This is a genomic window from Aeromicrobium sp. 636 (assembly GCF_024433585.1).
Lineage (GTDB): Bacteria > Actinomycetota > Actinomycetes > Propionibacteriales > Nocardioidaceae > Aeromicrobium > Aeromicrobium senzhongii.
In genome coordinates this window covers 829,026-843,494 of the sequence record NZ_WNJU01000002.1, presented here as the reverse complement: position 1 = coordinate 843,494, position 14,469 = coordinate 829,026, and the positions used below count along the sequence as shown (strand labels likewise).

At 72.0% G+C, this 14,469-nt stretch carries 15 protein-coding genes; 5 read left to right on the top strand and 10 right to left on the bottom strand.

The features are described from left to right. Nucleotides 1–311 precede the first annotated feature (311 nt). Together tyrS and GL325_RS10790 are read right to left on the bottom strand one after the other, a co-directional pair. Entirely contained in the window at nucleotides 312–1,568 is a 1,257-nt protein-coding gene (gene tyrS, locus GL325_RS10795) for a tyrosine--tRNA ligase (RefSeq protein ID WP_187769529.1), read from the bottom strand. Nucleotides 1,569–1,691: 123 nt separating this feature from the next. After that, complete coding sequence (locus GL325_RS10790) at nucleotides 1,692–2,072, bottom strand: universal stress protein (protein ID WP_154597052.1); 381 nt, start codon at nucleotides 2,070–2,072, stop codon at nucleotides 1,692–1,694. Nucleotides 2,073–2,134: 62 nt separating this feature from the next. Between GL325_RS10790 and GL325_RS10785 the strand changes: the two genes are divergently transcribed. Both GL325_RS10785 and GL325_RS10780 read left to right on the top strand, forming a co-directional pair. After that, a complete protein-coding gene (locus GL325_RS10785) occupies nucleotides 2,135–2,794 on the top strand; it encodes a DsbA family oxidoreductase (protein WP_255956038.1) in 660 nt (219 codons plus the stop codon). Further along, entirely contained in the window at nucleotides 2,791–2,916 is a 126-nt protein-coding gene (locus tag GL325_RS10780) for a hypothetical protein (RefSeq protein WP_255499461.1), read from the top strand. The genes GL325_RS10785 and GL325_RS10780 overlap by 4 nt, the downstream gene beginning before the upstream one ends. Here the strand turns inward: GL325_RS10780 and GL325_RS10775 are convergent. Next, nucleotides 2,892–3,440, bottom strand: a complete 549-nt coding sequence (locus GL325_RS10775) for a DNA-3-methyladenine glycosylase (protein WP_154597050.1) — start codon at nucleotides 3,438–3,440, stop codon at nucleotides 2,892–2,894. The genes GL325_RS10780 and GL325_RS10775 overlap by 25 nt on opposite strands. An 88-nt stretch (nucleotides 3,441–3,528) precedes the next feature. Between GL325_RS10775 and GL325_RS10770 the strand changes: the two genes are divergently transcribed. From GL325_RS10770 to GL325_RS10760, 3 genes are all read left to right on the top strand, one after another. After that, the gene (locus tag GL325_RS10770; protein ID WP_187769527.1) at nucleotides 3,529–4,722 is read left to right on the top strand and encodes an SGNH/GDSL hydrolase family protein; all 1,194 of its coding nucleotides are present in this window, start codon (nucleotides 3,529–3,531) and stop codon (nucleotides 4,720–4,722) included. A gap of 101 nt (nucleotides 4,723–4,823) precedes the next feature. Further along, nucleotides 4,824–6,188 (top strand): SGNH/GDSL hydrolase family protein, encoded by a 1,365-nt coding sequence (locus GL325_RS10765; protein ID WP_187769526.1) that lies wholly within the window; start codon nucleotides 4,824–4,826, stop codon nucleotides 6,186–6,188. Nucleotides 6,189–6,235: 47 nt separating this feature from the next. Then, nucleotides 6,236–7,192: a DUF2804 domain-containing protein gene (locus tag GL325_RS10760; RefSeq protein WP_154597047.1), complete on the top strand. Its 957-nt coding sequence runs from the start codon at nucleotides 6,236–6,238 to the stop codon at nucleotides 7,190–7,192. Nucleotides 7,193–7,195: 3 nt separating this feature from the next. Here GL325_RS10760 and argH read toward each other — a convergent pair whose 3' ends face one another. Genes argH through argC form a run of 7 tightly spaced genes read right to left on the bottom strand, consistent with a single transcriptional unit; the run spans nucleotide 7,196 to nucleotide 14,469 of the window. Continuing rightward, the gene (gene argH, locus GL325_RS10755; RefSeq protein ID WP_154597046.1) at nucleotides 7,196–8,647 is read right to left on the bottom strand and encodes an argininosuccinate lyase; all 1,452 of its coding nucleotides are present in this window, start codon (nucleotides 8,645–8,647) and stop codon (nucleotides 7,196–7,198) included. Continuing rightward, the gene (locus tag GL325_RS10750; protein WP_154597045.1) at nucleotides 8,640–9,173 is read right to left on the bottom strand and encodes an arginine repressor; all 534 of its coding nucleotides are present in this window, start codon (nucleotides 9,171–9,173) and stop codon (nucleotides 8,640–8,642) included. Before GL325_RS10750 ends, argH begins: the two co-directional genes overlap by 8 nt. After that, complete coding sequence (gene argF / locus GL325_RS10745; RefSeq protein WP_187769525.1) at nucleotides 9,170–10,093, bottom strand: ornithine carbamoyltransferase; 924 nt, start codon at nucleotides 10,091–10,093, stop codon at nucleotides 9,170–9,172. The genes GL325_RS10750 and argF overlap by 4 nt, the downstream gene beginning before the upstream one ends. Beyond that, a complete protein-coding gene (locus GL325_RS10740) occupies nucleotides 10,090–11,250 on the bottom strand; it encodes an acetylornithine transaminase (RefSeq protein ID WP_187769570.1) in 1,161 nt (386 codons plus the stop codon). The genes argF and GL325_RS10740 overlap by 4 nt, the downstream gene beginning before the upstream one ends. A gap of 59 nt (nucleotides 11,251–11,309) precedes the next feature. Next, nucleotides 11,310–12,272 carry an acetylglutamate kinase gene (gene argB, locus GL325_RS10735; RefSeq protein WP_154597043.1) on the bottom strand — a complete coding sequence of 321 codons (963 nt, stop codon included), beginning with the start codon at nucleotides 12,270–12,272 and terminating at the stop codon, nucleotides 11,310–11,312. A gap of 8 nt (nucleotides 12,273–12,280) precedes the next feature. After that, the gene (argJ, locus tag GL325_RS10730; protein ID WP_187769524.1) at nucleotides 12,281–13,432 is read right to left on the bottom strand and encodes a bifunctional glutamate N-acetyltransferase/amino-acid acetyltransferase ArgJ; all 1,152 of its coding nucleotides are present in this window, start codon (nucleotides 13,430–13,432) and stop codon (nucleotides 12,281–12,283) included. Then, nucleotides 13,429–14,469: an N-acetyl-gamma-glutamyl-phosphate reductase gene (gene argC / locus GL325_RS10725; RefSeq protein WP_154597041.1), complete on the bottom strand. Its 1,041-nt coding sequence runs from the start codon at nucleotides 14,467–14,469 to the stop codon at nucleotides 13,429–13,431. Before argC ends, argJ begins: the two co-directional genes overlap by 4 nt.

Sequence of the window (14,469 nt, the reverse complement as noted above, 5' to 3'; positions counted from 1 at the left end):
CCGGGTCGGTCACGATGTAGCGCTACGTTTTCCGCGGCCAGTCTCCGGCCCTCTCACGAGTGCCTGGCGTTAACCGCTTCGGTCTGCGCTTCGCTGCGCCGTTCGGTGCAACAAGAAGAACATTACACAGACGTTTCCGGCGATGGCAAATCGCATCCGCGGTGTGCTGCGTCACACCTGCAATCGCAGTCGTTTTCGTGCCCGTTGGGGCCCCTGAGGCCCCTGTGACCGGCCGAGCAACGACGAACGGCGGCCGACCACCGGACTCCGAGGAGACCGGCGATCGACCGCCGTCGAGCGCGATCGTGGGGTCAGACGACGCGGACGCCCGACACCGAGCGCTTGCCCTTGCGCAGGACCACCCAGCCGCCGTGCAGCAACTGGTCGCCGGAGAACGTCTGGTCGGGGTCGTCCACCCGCTCGTTGTTGACGTACGCTCCCCCGTCCGCGACGGCACGACGCGCGGCCGACTTGGACTCCGCCAGTCCCGAGGCGATGAGGGCGTCGACCAGCGTGGTCTCCGGGGAGACCTCCACGGCACCGGCCTCACGCAGCGCGGCCGCGAGGGTCGACTCGGGCAGGTCACGGAGCTCCCCCCGGCCGAAGAGCGCACCGGAGGCCAACTCGGCCGCCTGGGTCTCGCTCTCGCCGTGCACGAGCGTGGTCAGCTCCGCCGCCAGCCGGCGCTGGGCGGCCCGCGCCCCCGGCCGCTGCTCGTGCTCGGCCATCAGGGCGTCCACCTCCTCGACGGACAGGAACGTGAACTGCTTGAGGTACTCCCCCACCTTCGAGTCCTCGGCCTGGATCCAGGACTGGTAGAACGCGTACGGGCTCATCAGCTCCGGGTCGAGCCAGATCGTGCCGGACTCCGTCTTGCCGAACTTGGTCCCGTCGGCCTTCGTGATCAGCGGCGTGGCCAGCGCGTGGACCTTGCCGCCGTCAGCCCGTCGGATCAGCTCGACGCCGCCGGTCAGGTTGCCCCACTGGTCGCTGCCGCCGGTCTGGAGCACCGCCCCGTGCCGTCGGTAGAGCTCGAGGTAGTCCATCGACTGCAACAGGATGTAGCTGAACTCGGTGTAGCTGATCCCCGACTCGAGCCGGCTGGCCACGACGTCGCGCGCCAGCATCCGGTTGACGGGGAAGTGCTTGCCGATGTCGCGCAGGAAGTCGACCACGGACATCGGCTGGGTCCAGTCCAGGTTGTTGACGACGGTCGCGCCGTTGTCGCCCCCGAACTCGACGAAGCGCGAGACCTGGGCCTGGATCCGGTCGACCCACTCGGCGACGGTCTCCTTGGAGTTCATGACGCGCTCACCGGACTGCTTCGGATCGCCGATGAGGCCCGTCGATCCGCCCACGAGCAGCAGCGGCCGGTGTCCGGCCAGCTGCAGGCGCCGGGCGGTCAGGATCTGGAGCAAGTTGCCCACGTGCAGGCTCGGGGCCGTCGGGTCGAAACCGACGTAATACGTGATCGGCCCCGCATCCATCTCGGCGCGTAGAGCGTCGAGGTCGGTCGAGTGCGCGATCAGTCCGCGCGCCTGCAGGTCGTCGATCACATGGTTCGTCACACGGCCAAGGTTATCGGCGCTGGAATCGCAGCCCTCACGAGGCTGCGGGCGTGGGCAGCCCCGCCGAGGCGATCGACGGGCTCACGAGCCTGGGGATCGGCGCGACGACGCTGCGTCGACGCGTCAGGGCTTGACGGCGATGACGGGCATCGGCGCGTCGAGCAGGATCATCTGCGTGACGCGGCCCATGAGCATCTTGCCCACGGGGGTGCGCTTGCGGATGCCGATGACCAGACGATCGGCACCCGAGTCCACGGCCTGGTCGATGACCACGTCGGACACCGACAACGACGCAGCGCGGCGGACCTCGTACTCGATGCCCTCGAGGTCGAAGCGCTCGGTGAACTCGGAGAGGTCGATCTCCTCCGGCTCGTCGAACTCCGGATCGATCTCGCTGACCGTGATCAGCACGAGCTTCTCCTTGTTCGCCTCGGCCTTGGCGGCGGCCCACAGGACCGCAGCGCGGCCGTAGTCGTCCGGGCGGTACGCGACGGCGATGGTCATGGAGCGAGACTATCGCCGTCGTCGCGGGAATGGCGGGGTGGCTCCCCGGTGTTGTCACGTGCGTGAACAACTCCTCCCCGCGTGCGGTCAAGGTCGACATCTGGTCCGACATCGCCTGCCCCTGGTGCTTCGTCGGAAAACGCCGCTTCGAGCGTGCCGTCGCCGACTGGGACGGCGACGTCGAGGTCGAGTTCCACAGCTTCGAGCTCGCGCCCGACACGCCCGTCGACTTCGAGGGCAGCGAGGTGGACTTCCTGGCCCACCACAAGGGCATGGACCCCGCGCAGGTCGCGCAGATGCTGCAGCAGATGACGGTTCTGGCCGCCGAGGAGGGCCTGTCGTACGACTTCGACGCGCTGCGTCACACGAAGACGCTCCTCGCCCACCAGGCGTTGCACTTCGCCAAGGCGCACGGCCGCCAGAGCGAGCTGAAGGAGCGCCTGCTCTCGGCCTACTTCGAGCAGGGCCGCCACGTGGGACGGATCGACGAGCTCGTCGAGCTGGCCACGGAGGTCGGCCTGGACGGCGAGGAGCTGCGCCGCGACCTCGAGTCGGGCCGGTACGCGGCCGATGTCGACGCCGACATCGCCCGGGCGCGCGCCTACGGGATCACCGGGGTCCCGTTCTTCGTGTTCGACGGTCGCCTCGGCGTCTCGGGCGCGCAGGCTCCCGAGACGTTCCGTGAGGTGCTCGAGCGCGTGGTCGCGGAGGCCTCGGCATGAGCGGTCCGTTCGAGATGGTGGGCGACGACGACGCGCCCACGTGCGTCGACGGCGTCTGCGAGATCCCGTCGGCCGCGAAGCCGTCGGAGACCGACGATCACGCCCGAGGGTGGCGCCGGTAGGCCGACACGGTCGGGTCGTCCTCGGCCCAGAACCGCCACGGCGCGTCGGCGTTGAGTCGGACACCCACCCGGGGACCGGCCACGAGCGTGGGCCGATCGACCCGCTCGCCGAGGTACACCGGCACCGGCTCGAGCAGGTCCGTTCCCAGGTCCAGACTCGTGATCCCCAGTGCCTTGGTGAAGTTGCCCGGACCGCGGGCGAGGGCGTGATCGGCCACGGGGCCGCGGCGCTGCCGCGCCACCTCGATGCCCTCGACGATCTCTCCCGCGCGGATCAGGACGGCGGCGGCCTGCTCGGTCGGACCCGTCACGACGTTCGCGGCGTGGTGCCCGTGGATCCGGTAGACGTACAGCCGCCACGGCGGGCCGTACATGATCTCGGAGCGCGGTGTCCGCACGAAGGCGTGCGAGGCCGGGTCCTCGATCCCGCCGTACGCCTCGACCTCGGTGATGCGCGCGACCACGCCGTGACCGTGCAGCAGTCGGCCGACCAGGTCGCGCGCGCGTTCGGTGACCTCGGGCATGGGCCCTGACTATCACGCTCGCCAGGTGGCCTGCCTCGCGGGAGCGTAACGTGATCTACGTCACACTTGCATCCCACGAGGAGCCATCGTGTCCACTTCCCGCCGTCGTTCCCTGACCGCCGTCGCGACCCTCGCCCTCGCCGCCGCACTGGTGGCCCCGACCCCCGCCACCGCCGCCGAGCGGCCCTCCCCCGGACACCGGAAGGCGCCTGTCCCGGCCGAGCGTTACGTCGCCATGGGCGACTCGTTCGTCTCCGGCCCCGGCATCGAGCGCCAGCTGGACGGGTGCGGGCGCAGCGACAAGAACTTCGTCCGTCTCGTCGCCGCCGGCCTGCGCGTGGCGTCCTTCAAGGACGCCAGCTGCGGGGCGGCGCAGACGAAGAACTACTGGGAGCCGCAGGTCATCAACGGCTACACGAACCCGGCACAGCTCGACGCCTTGGATCGCAGCACCACGCTGGTCACCCTGGGGACCATGGGCGGCAACGACGTCGGCCTGGTGCAGCTGGCCACGCAGTGCATCGCCGTCGGGTGCAGCACCCTTCCGCCGGAGCAGTACACCGCCGCCATCGACGCCCTCGTCCCCGTGTACCGACGGGTGATCCGCGAGGTCCGCGCGAGGTCCCCGCGCGCCCAGATCGTCGCGGTCGGCTACGGCACGTACGTGCCCCGCGAGCGGTGCGCGGCGCTCGGCAACGCGACGGAGGCCGACCTCGCCTACCTCCAGGGCATGATCGACCGGCTGAGCGACACGATCGGCAAGGTCGCTCGGGAGCAGCGCATCGCCTTCGTGGACATGCGCGCGATCAAGGGCTGGCGGGAGCACACGGCCTGCGCCGACCCCGCCGACCAGTGGATCCGCGGTCTGAACCCCTACGGCGACGGCATACCGCTGCATCCCTCGACCACCGGCATGGAGCAGATGGGCGCCCAGGCCCTCAAGGTCATCAGCCCGCTGGTCGCGCGCCGCGCGGCGGAGCGACGGGTCAAGGCGGCTGCCGCGAGCGTTCGGGTGCGCGCCGTCTGCTCGGGTCCGCGCCGGAGCAGGAAGGTCACGATCCGCACCACCGGCGGGAAGGGACTCGTCGCGGTCGCCTCCTTCCGCGTCGGCCGCCAGTGGGTCGGCACCGACCGCCGAGCCCCGTTCTCGGTCACGCGCACCGCGCGGTGGGTGAAGCGACAGACGGCGCGTGGCCCCGTGCGGGCCACCGTCGTGCTGCGCGCCGGGAACGTCCGACTGCGGACCACGGTGGCGACCCCGCGTCCGCCCTGCCTGCGCTGAGCCGAGCAGGACGGGGTCGAGCGTTTCGGTGATTTCACTCAAATCACACCAGGCCCAGAGGTAATGTGGTGTCTCCGGCGTGTTGAGGAGAGAGAGGCACCATGCCCGTCTCCGTCAGCCCGTGGCGCTCCGCGATCGCGGCGCTCGCCCTGGCCGCGCCGCTGCTGACCGTGGCGCCCGCCTCGGCCACCGAGGGCGGGGTCGCCCCCGTCTGGGACCGCACCGCGAACGGTGAGCGCTACGTGGCCCTGGGCGACTCCTTCGTCGCAGGTCCCGGCCTGCCGGGGACACGCGATGCCGGGTGCGGTCGCAGCGAGGTCAACCTGCCCAGCCTCCTGGCTGCGCAGCTCGACGTGGCGTCCTTCACCGACGCCAGCTGCAGTGCCGCCCGAACGACGCACCTCTGGACGCACCAGCAGGCCAACGACACGAGGAACCCTCCGCAGCTCGCGGCGCTGGGGCCGGACACGACCCTGGTCACCCTGGGCCCGATGGGTGGCAACGACGTGGACGTGCCCGGCCTGGCCTGGACCTGCGTCTCCGTCGGCTGCAGCCAGCTGCCGGTCGAGCCCCTGTACGCGGCGATCGACGAGCTGGCCCCGGTCTACCGCTCGGCGATCGCGGAGGTGCGCCGGCGGGCGCCGCGGGCCCAGATCCTCGCGATCGGCTACGGCGTCTTCGTGCCCGACCGGTCCTGCGACCGACTCGGGCAGGCCACCCCCGAAGACCTGAGCCACCTGCAGGGCGTCGTGGATCGCTTGAGCGACACGATCCGCACCGTCGCCGCCGACGAGGACGTCACGTTCGTCGACCTGCGGGCGATGCCGGGTTGGGACGAGCACTCGGCCTGCGCCGATCCCGCCGACCAGTGGATCCGCGGGCTCGAGGCGCTGGAGGACGGTGGCGCCCCGTTGCACCCCTCGGCCCTGGGCATGTCCGCGATGGCGACGCACGTCCTGAAGACGATCCGGCCCCCTGAGACCGCCTCACCGACCGAGGCCGAGCCGGCCCCGCCGACCGAGGCCGAGTCCGCACCGGCGACCGCAGGTCCCTCCGCCCCGCCCGTGGTCACGCCCGCGCCGGCGACACCGGGACCGACGACGCCGACCCCCACTCCCACCACACGTCCGCGCACGGCGACACCTCCGCCGCCCTCGTCGGCGCAGCGTGTCACCGCGGCCGCGAAGTCGCTGCGGGTCCGTGCCCAGTGCGTCGGGCCGCGCCAGCAACGACGCGTCCGGCTGAGCGTCTCGGGCGGGCACGGACTGGTCACTCGGGCGACGTTCCGCATCGGCAAGCGGCCCATCGCGACCGATCGGCGGGCGCCCTTCGCGACCACCCGTCGCGAGTCGGCGTTGCGGCGCGCGAAGGTCCGAGGTCGAGTGCTGGCGGCGGTCACGCTGCGGCACGGCGCGGTGGTCCGCACCACCACCGTCTCGACGCGACTGCCGGGCTGCCTGCGCTGACCGCCGGCGACGCCGGAGGCACTGCGGCCCGCCGTAGGCTTCGGGACATGTCGGAGATCGCCCAGCCCGTCGACCTCGCGGTCGGTCGCCGTTTGAACCCGGACGCCGTCGGCTGGACCCGCCGCCCCCTCCACCGCACCAGCCTGCCGCGGACCGGGCGGGTCAAGCGTTGGGAGTACTGGGGCGTCGTGACGCGCCGCTTCGTGCTCGGACTGACGATCGCCGACCTGGACTACGCGAACCTCACGCAGATCTACGCCTACGACCGGCTGCGGCACCGCGAGGTCAGCCTCGACACCACCGACCTCGGTCCGCTGCGCCCCGGTCTGCCCGACACGCTCCCCCCGTTCACCGCGTCGAGCGGGCCGCTGACCTTCTCGGACCACGGTCGCGGCACGCGCATCAGCGTGGAGCACGAGCGCGTCAAGGTCGCGCTCGAGGCGGTCGGCGGGGACGACGCGCTCGGCGTCGTCGTCCCGTGGAGCTCGCGCCGCTTCCAGTACACGCTCAAGGAGGTCGCCCGTCCCGTCAGCGGCACCATCGAGGTCGACGGTGAGCGCGAGGCCGTCCTGGCCGGCTGGGGAGTCCTCGACCGTGGGCGCGGCGTGTGGCCCTACCGCATGACCTGGAACTGGGGAGCCGGCATCGGTGACGTCTCGGGGCGCCGGATCGGGCTGCAGGTGGGTGGCCGATGGACCGACGGCACGGGCCAGACCGAGAACGGCCTCTTCGTCGACGGGCGCCTGCACCACTGGACGGACGACCTCACCTGGGAGTACGACCTCGAGGACCCGGAATCGACCTGGACGGTCACCGGACCGGACCTCGAGGCCGTCCTGACCCCGTTCCACCGACGGGTCGCGTCGACCCAGCTCGGCGTGATCGCCTCCCGCACGCACCAGGCGTACGGCCGGTGGTCCGGCTGGGCGCGGGGCAGCCGCGGCGTCAGCTACCGCCTGGACGGCCTCGTGGGCTGGGCCGAGGAGGCACGCAACCGCTGGTGAGGCTCAGATGCGGCTGCGCAACTCCGCCAGCTGCTCGGTGACCCGGGCCTGCGCGGTGCCGCCGCGGCCGTCGCGCGAGGCGATGGAGCCGGCGACCGTCAGGACCTCCCGCACTCCCCCGGGCTCGGACGCGCCCGCCAGGTGCGGCGAGATCGCCGCGAAGTCCTCGTCGGAGAGGTCCCACAGCTCGATGCCGCGCTCCTCGCACACGCGCACGCACGCGCCGGAGAGCTCGTGGGCGACGCGGAACGGCACGCCCTCACGGACGAGCCACTCGGCGATGTCGGTCGCGAGCGCGAAGCCCTGCGGCGCGAGCTCGGCCATCCGGGTGGTGTTGAACTCCAGGGTCGCGACCATGCCGGTGAAGGCCGGCAGCAGGACCTCGAGCGTGTCGATCGAGTCGAAGACCGGCTCCTTGTCCTCCTGCAGGTCGCGGTTGTAGGCCAACGGCAGCGCCTTGAGCGTGGCCAGCAGACCGGAGACGTTGCCGATGAGGCGACCGGCCTTGCCCCGCGCCAGCTCGGCGATGTCGGGGTTCTTCTTCTGCGGCATGATGCTGGACCCGGTCGAGTACCCGTCGTGCAGCGTGACGAAGTCGAACTCCTTGGTGTTCCAGATGATGATCTCCTCGGCCAGGCGGGAGACGTCGACGCCGATCTGGGCCGTGACGAAGGCGAACTCCGAGACGAAGTCGCGCGACGACGTGCCGTCGATCGAGTTGGCCGCCGACCCCGTGAAGCCCAGGTCCGCTGCGACGGCCTCGGGATCCAGTCCCAGGGACGAGCCGGCCAGGGCCCCCGAGCCGTACGGGGACTCGGCGCCGACGCGCGCGTCCCACTCGCGCAAGCGGTCCAGGTCGCGCACGAGCGGCCAGGCGTGCGCCAGCAGGTGGTGCGACAGCAGGACCGGCTGGGCGTGCTGCAGGTGGGTGCGACCGGGCATCGGAGCGCCGAGGTGCCGCTCGGCCTGACCGGCGATGGCCTCGACGAGCTCGCGGACCAGCGAGGCCACCTGCCGCGCGTGGTCGCGCAGATAGGCACGGAAGAGCGTCGCGACCTGGTCGTTGCGCGAGCGTCCGGCCCGCAGGCGGCCACCCAGATCGGCGCCGAGACGCTCCATCAGGCCGCGCTCGAGCGCGGAGTGCACGTCCTCGTCACCGGGCTCGGGACGGAACGCCCCGGACCGGACGTCGCCGTCGAGCGCGGCGATGCCCTCGGTCATGGCGGCGTAGTCCTCGTCCGACAGCAGGCCCGCGGCGTGCAGGACCCGGGCGTGGGCGCGCGAGCCGGCCAGGTCGTAGGGCGCCAGGCGCCAGTCGAAGTGGGTCGAGCGCGAGAGCTCGGTCAGCTCGGGCGACGGGCCCGAGGCGAACCGGCCGCCCCAGAGCCGCGAATCGGCGGGCTCGACGTCGGCGGAACCGGGAACGGCGGGGGTCAGATCAGGCGAGTCAGTCATCGAGGGGCACCTTACGGGCGAGGGAAGTGAGATGGGCGGCGAGGGCCTCGCCGCCGGAGGGGTCGCGCGCGATGAGCATGACCGTGTCGTCGCCGGCGATCGTGCCGAGCGTCTCGGTCATCTGCACGTGGTCGATCGCGGAGGCCAGGAACTGCGCGGCCCCGGGCGGGGTGCGCAAGATGACGAGGTTCGCCGACGACTGCGCCGAGACCAGCAGCTCGCGCAGGAGCCGCTGCAGGCGGGTCTGTGCCGCCGAGGAGTCGGAGGCCGCGCGGACGCTGCGGTCGCCGCCCTCACCGGGGACGGCGTAGACGAGCGTGCCGTCGCCCTGGCGCACGCGGACCGCGTCGAGCTCGTCGAGGTCGCGCGAGACGGTGGAGGCCGTGGCGTTGACGCCCCGCTCGCGCAGGAGCTCGACGAGCTCACCTTGGGAGTGGACGTCGCACGAGCCCAGCAGATCGACGATCAGCTGCTGACGCGCCGCCTTCGTCGCGGGAATCATCGCCGGGCCCCCGGGCGCCGTCATGACCGCTCCAACAACCAGGTCAGGATCGCCTTCTGGGCATGGACGCGGTTCTCGGCCTCGTCCCACACGACCGACTGCGGTCCGTCGATGACGTCGGCGGCGATCTCCAGCCCTCGGTACGCGGGCAGGCAGTGCAGCACGATCGCGTCGGGGTCCGCCTGCGCCATGAGGTCGGCGGTGACGGAGTAGTCGCCGAACAGGGCGACCCGCTCGGCCTTCTCGTCCTCCTGGCCCATCGAGACCCACGTGTCGGTGATGACGACGTCGGCGCCGGCGACCGCAGCGACGGGGTCGGCCGTGATCGTCACGGAACCACCGGTCCGGGCCGCGATCCGCTCGGCGTCGGCCACGATCGCGGGATCGGGCTGGAAGCCCTCGGGCGCGCCGACGCGGACGTGCATGCCCGCCGTCGCGCCGCCCAGGACGTACGAGTGACCCATGTTGTTCGCGCCGTCGCCGACGTAGGCGACCTGCAGTCCCGCCAGCTCGCCCTTGTGCTCGATCACGGTGAGCCAGTCGGCGAGGATCTGGCACGGGTGGAAGTCGTCGGAGAGGGCGTTGACGACCGGCACGCCGGCGTACTGCGCCATCTGCTCCAGACCCTCCTGGGCGTAGGTGCGCCACACGACGGCGCTGGCCATGCGGCCGAACACGCGGGCGGTGTCGGCGATCGGCTCGCCGCGACCGACCTGCGTGACGCCGGTGTCCATCACCACGGGGTTGCCGCCGAGATCGGCGACGCCGACGGCGAAGGACACCCGGGTGCGGGTCGAGGACTTGTCGAACAGCACCACGACGGACTGCGGGCCGGCCAGCGGCTTGCGCGAGTAGGGCTCGGCCTTGAGCTCGGCGGCCAGCGCCAGCACCTCGGCCTGCTCGGCCGGGGTCAGGTCGTCGTCGCGCAGGAAGTGCCGCGTCATGCCAGCACCTCGTCGATCACGGCCGACAGCGTCCGGACCGCGTCGGCGGCCTCGTCCTCGGTGAGGATGAGGGGCGGCGCGAGCCGGAGCCGGTCGGGGGTCGGCGCATTGACGATCAGCCCGGCGTCGAGGGCCGCCCGCTGGACGTCGGCAGCCCGCGGCTCGGTCAGCACGACACCGCGCAGGAGTCCCCGGCCCGTCACGGCCGCGACCCGCGCATGGCGGCCCAGGCCGTCGGCGAGCTGGTCGCCCCGGCTGCGCGTCGCGCTGAGGAGGTCCTCGGACTCGATCGTGGACAGCACCGCCAGAGCGGCCGCCGTGGCGACGGGGTTGCCGCCGAACGTCGTGCCGTGGTTGCCCGGCCCGAGCAGCGAGCCGGCGTCGCCGAGCGCGACGAGCGCACCGATCGGCAGCCCTCCGCCCAGGCCCTTGGCCAGCGTGACCAGGTCGGGCCGCACCCCGGAGGGCGAGTGACCGAACCAGTCGCCGGTGCGGCCGATGCCGGTCTGGACCTCGTCGAGCCACAGCAGCGCACCGTGCTCGGTGGTGATCCGGCGGGCGGCCGCCAGGTAGTCGTCGGGCGGCACGATGACGCCGGCCTCACCCTGGATCGGCTCGAGGAGCACGGCGGCCACGGTCTCGTCGACGGCGGCGGCGAGCGCGTCGGCATCGCCGTACGGCACCCACCGGACGTCGCCAGGCAGCGGCTCGAACGGCTCGCGGTACGCGGCCTTGGACGTCAGCGCCAGCGCGCCCATCGTCCGGCCGTGGAACGAGCCCTCGGCGGCGACGATCGTGGTGCGCCCGGTGCGCCGGGTGGCCTTGAACGCGGCCTCGTTCGCCTCGGTGCCGGAGTTCGTGAAGAACACCCGGCCGCCGGCCTCGCCGGCGTCGAGCAGCTCGAGCAGCTTCTCGGCCAGCTCGATCTGCGGGGCCGAGGCGAAGAAGTTGCTGATGTGGCCCAGCGTCTGCAGCTGGCTCGTGACGGCCTCGAGGATCGCGGGGTGACCGTGCCCCAGCGCGTTCACGGCGATGCCACCGAGCAGGTCGAGGTAGCGATTGCCGTCGGCGTCCCACACGTGGGAGCCCTCGCCGCGGACGAGCACCCGCAGCGGATCACCGAACGTGTTCATGAGGGACGAGCGGTACCGCTCCATCCACTCCGGGCCGCCGGGACGCGGCTCGCGGCCGTGGATGACGACCCCTTCGGGGAGGTTCACGCCTGCTCCTTCGCACTCGTCGTGTAGAGGGCCGACCGGATCTTGGTCTGCGCTCCGTCCAGCACCTGCGTGCCGACGCCCTCGTCGGTGAAGATCTCGAGCAGCACGGCGTGCTCCTCGCGACCGTCGACGACCGTCGCGCGCTTGACCCCACCACGGACCGCCTTGAGGCAGGCGGTCATCTTGGGGATCATGCCGCTGGCGAGGTCCGGCAGGATCGCCTCGAGCGACTCGGGGCTGATCTCGCCGATGACGTCGCTGCTGGTCGGCCAGTCGGCGTACAGGCCCTCGACGTCCGTCAGCACGAGGAGCTTCTCGGCGCCCAGTGCGACGGCCAGCGCGGACGCGGCGGTGTCGGCGTTGACGTTGAGGACCTGACCGTCGGCGTCGGGAGCGATCGTCGAGACGACCGGGATGCGGCCGGCCTCGATGAGGTCGATCACGGCCTCGGGCCGCACGCCCACGACCTCGCCGACCAGGCCGACGTCGACGGGCTCGCCGTCGACGAGGGGCATCGTGCGCTCGGCGCGGAAGAGGCCGCCGTCCTCACCCGAGAGGCCGACCGCGAGGTCGCCGTGGGTGTTGAGCAGGCCGACGAGCTCCGGGCCCACCTGGCCCTTGAGCACCATCCGGACGACCTCCATCGCCTCGGGGGTGGTGACGCGCAGGCCGCCGCGGAACTCCGAGTCGATCTGCAACCGCTCGAGCATCGCGCTGATCTGGGGGCCGCCACCGTGCACCACGACCGGCTTGAACCCGGCCAGGCGCAGGAAGACGATGTCCTCGGCGAAGGCGCGCTTGAGCTTCTCGTCGGTCATGGCGTTGCCGCCGTACTTCACCACGACGATCTTGCCGTGGTAGGCCTTCAACCACGGCAGGGCGTGCGCCAGCGTGGCGGCCTTGGTCGTGGCTTCAGCCCACGCCTCGGGTGCCCATTCGGTCAGTCGGTTGTCGCTCATGTGCTTCCTCAGGTCGAGTAGGCGGAGTTCTCGTGCACGTAGGCGTGCGTCAGGTCGTTGGTCCAGATGGTGGCGCTGTGGTCGCCGGCCTTGAGGTCGATCGTCACGGTGACCGATCGCGGCTCCAGGTCGACCAGGTCGATCGACTCGCCGACACCGGAGTTGCGGCACACCCACACGTCGTTGACGGCCACGTCGAGGTCGATCGGGTCGAACTGCGCCTGCGTCGTCCCGACCGAGGCCAGGATGCGGCCCCAGTTGGGGTCCTTGCCGTAGATCGCGGTCTTGAACAGGTTGCTGCGGGCCACGGAGCGCCCCACCTCGAGCGCATCGGCCTCGCTGGCGGCGTTGATCGTGGTGATCGCGATCTCGTGGTCGGCGCCCTCGGCGTCGGCCAGGAGCTGCAGCGCGAGGTCGCGGCACACGGTGGTCAGCGCCTCGGTGAACTCGTCCGGATCGGGCGACACCCCGGAGGCGCCCGAGGCCATCACCAGCACCGTGTCGTTCGTGGACTGGCAGCCGTCGGAGTCGAGACGGTCGAAGGACACCGCCGTCGCCGATCGCAGCGCGGTGTCCAGCGTCGTGGCGTCGACGTCGGCGTCCGTGGTGATGACGACGAGCATCGTGGCCAGCGCCGGGGCGAGCATGCCCGCACCCTTGGCCATGCCGCCGATGACCCAGCCGTCGCGGCCGGCCGTGGCCTGCTTGTCGACGGTGTCGGTCGTCATGATCGCGGTCGCCGCGTCGTGGCCGCCTTCGGGTGACAGCGCGGCGAAGGCGGCGTCCACCCCGGCGAGCACCTTCGGCTCGTCGAGGAGGCGTCCGATGAGGCCCGTCGAGCAGACCTGCACGTCGATCGCGCCGATGCCCAGGTGCTCGGCGACCCGCTCGGCCGTGCGGTGCGTCGCGGCGAAGCCCTCGGGGCCGGTGTAGCAGTTGGCGCCACCGGAGTTCAGGATGATCGCCCGGGCGCTGCCGCCCTTGATCGCCTGCTCGCTCCAGATGACGGGATGGGCCTTGCAGCGGTTCGAGGTGAAGACGGCGGCAGCGGCCGACGACGGGCCCTCGTTGACGACGAGGGAGATGTCAGGCTTGCCCGAGTCCTTGAGCCCGGCGGTGACGCCCGCGGCCCGAAACCCCCGTGGGGCGGTGACGCTCATGGCGCGACTCCGATCGTGGTCAGTCCGGTGGTCTCGGGCAGGCCGAGGGCGAGGTTCATCGACTGGATCGCGCCGCCCGCCGTGCCCTTGACCAGGTTGTCGATGGCGGTGACGGTGACGAGGCGGCCGACCCGCTCGTCCACCGCGATCTGCACGTGGGCGACGTTCGCGCCGAGCGTGGCAGCCGTGGTGGGCCACTGCCCCTCGGGCAGCAGCGCGATGAACGGCTCGTCGCCGTAGGCCTTCTCGTAGACGGCCCGTGCCGCGTCTGCGTCGACGCCCGGGGCCAGCCGCGCGGTGGCGGTGGCCAGGATGCCGCGCGCCATCGGCACCAGGGTCGGCGTGAACGAGATCGTCACGTCCTCGGCGCCCGCCCGGGTGAGGTTCTGGGCGATCTCGGGGATGTGCCGGTGCGTGCCGCCGACGCCGTAGGGCGAGGCCGAGCCGAGCCCCTCGGACGCGAGCAGATGCGGCTTGAGCGCCTTGCCCGCGCCGGAGAAGCCGTTGGCCAGCACGGCCACCAGGTCGGTCGACTCGACGATCCCGGCGGCGACGGCCGGCTGCAGTCCCAGCGTGACCGCGGTGACGTTGCAGCCGGGGACGGCGACCCGGCGGACTCCGGAGAGGGCGTCGCGCTGACGCCCCTCACCGGTGATCAGCTCGGGCAGTCCGTACGGCCACGTGCCGGCGTGCTCGCCGCCGTAGTACTGCACCCACGCATCCGGGCTCTCGAGCCGGTGGTCGGCACCGCAGTCGATGACGAGGACGTCATCGGGCAGCTGGGCGGCGACCTCGGCGGACGCCCCGTGGGGCAGCGCCAGGAAGACGACGTCGTGACCGGCCAGGTTCTCGGCCGTGGTCTCGCCGACGATGCGGTCGGCCAGCGGCAGCAGGTGCGGCTGGTGCTGGCCGAACCGCGTGCCCGCGGTCGACGCGGCCGTCAACGCCCCGATCTCGACCTGCGGGTGCTGCAGCAACAGCCGGAGCACCTCTCCCCCGGCGTAGCCGGTGGCCCCCGTGACAGCAGCTCTGATCAT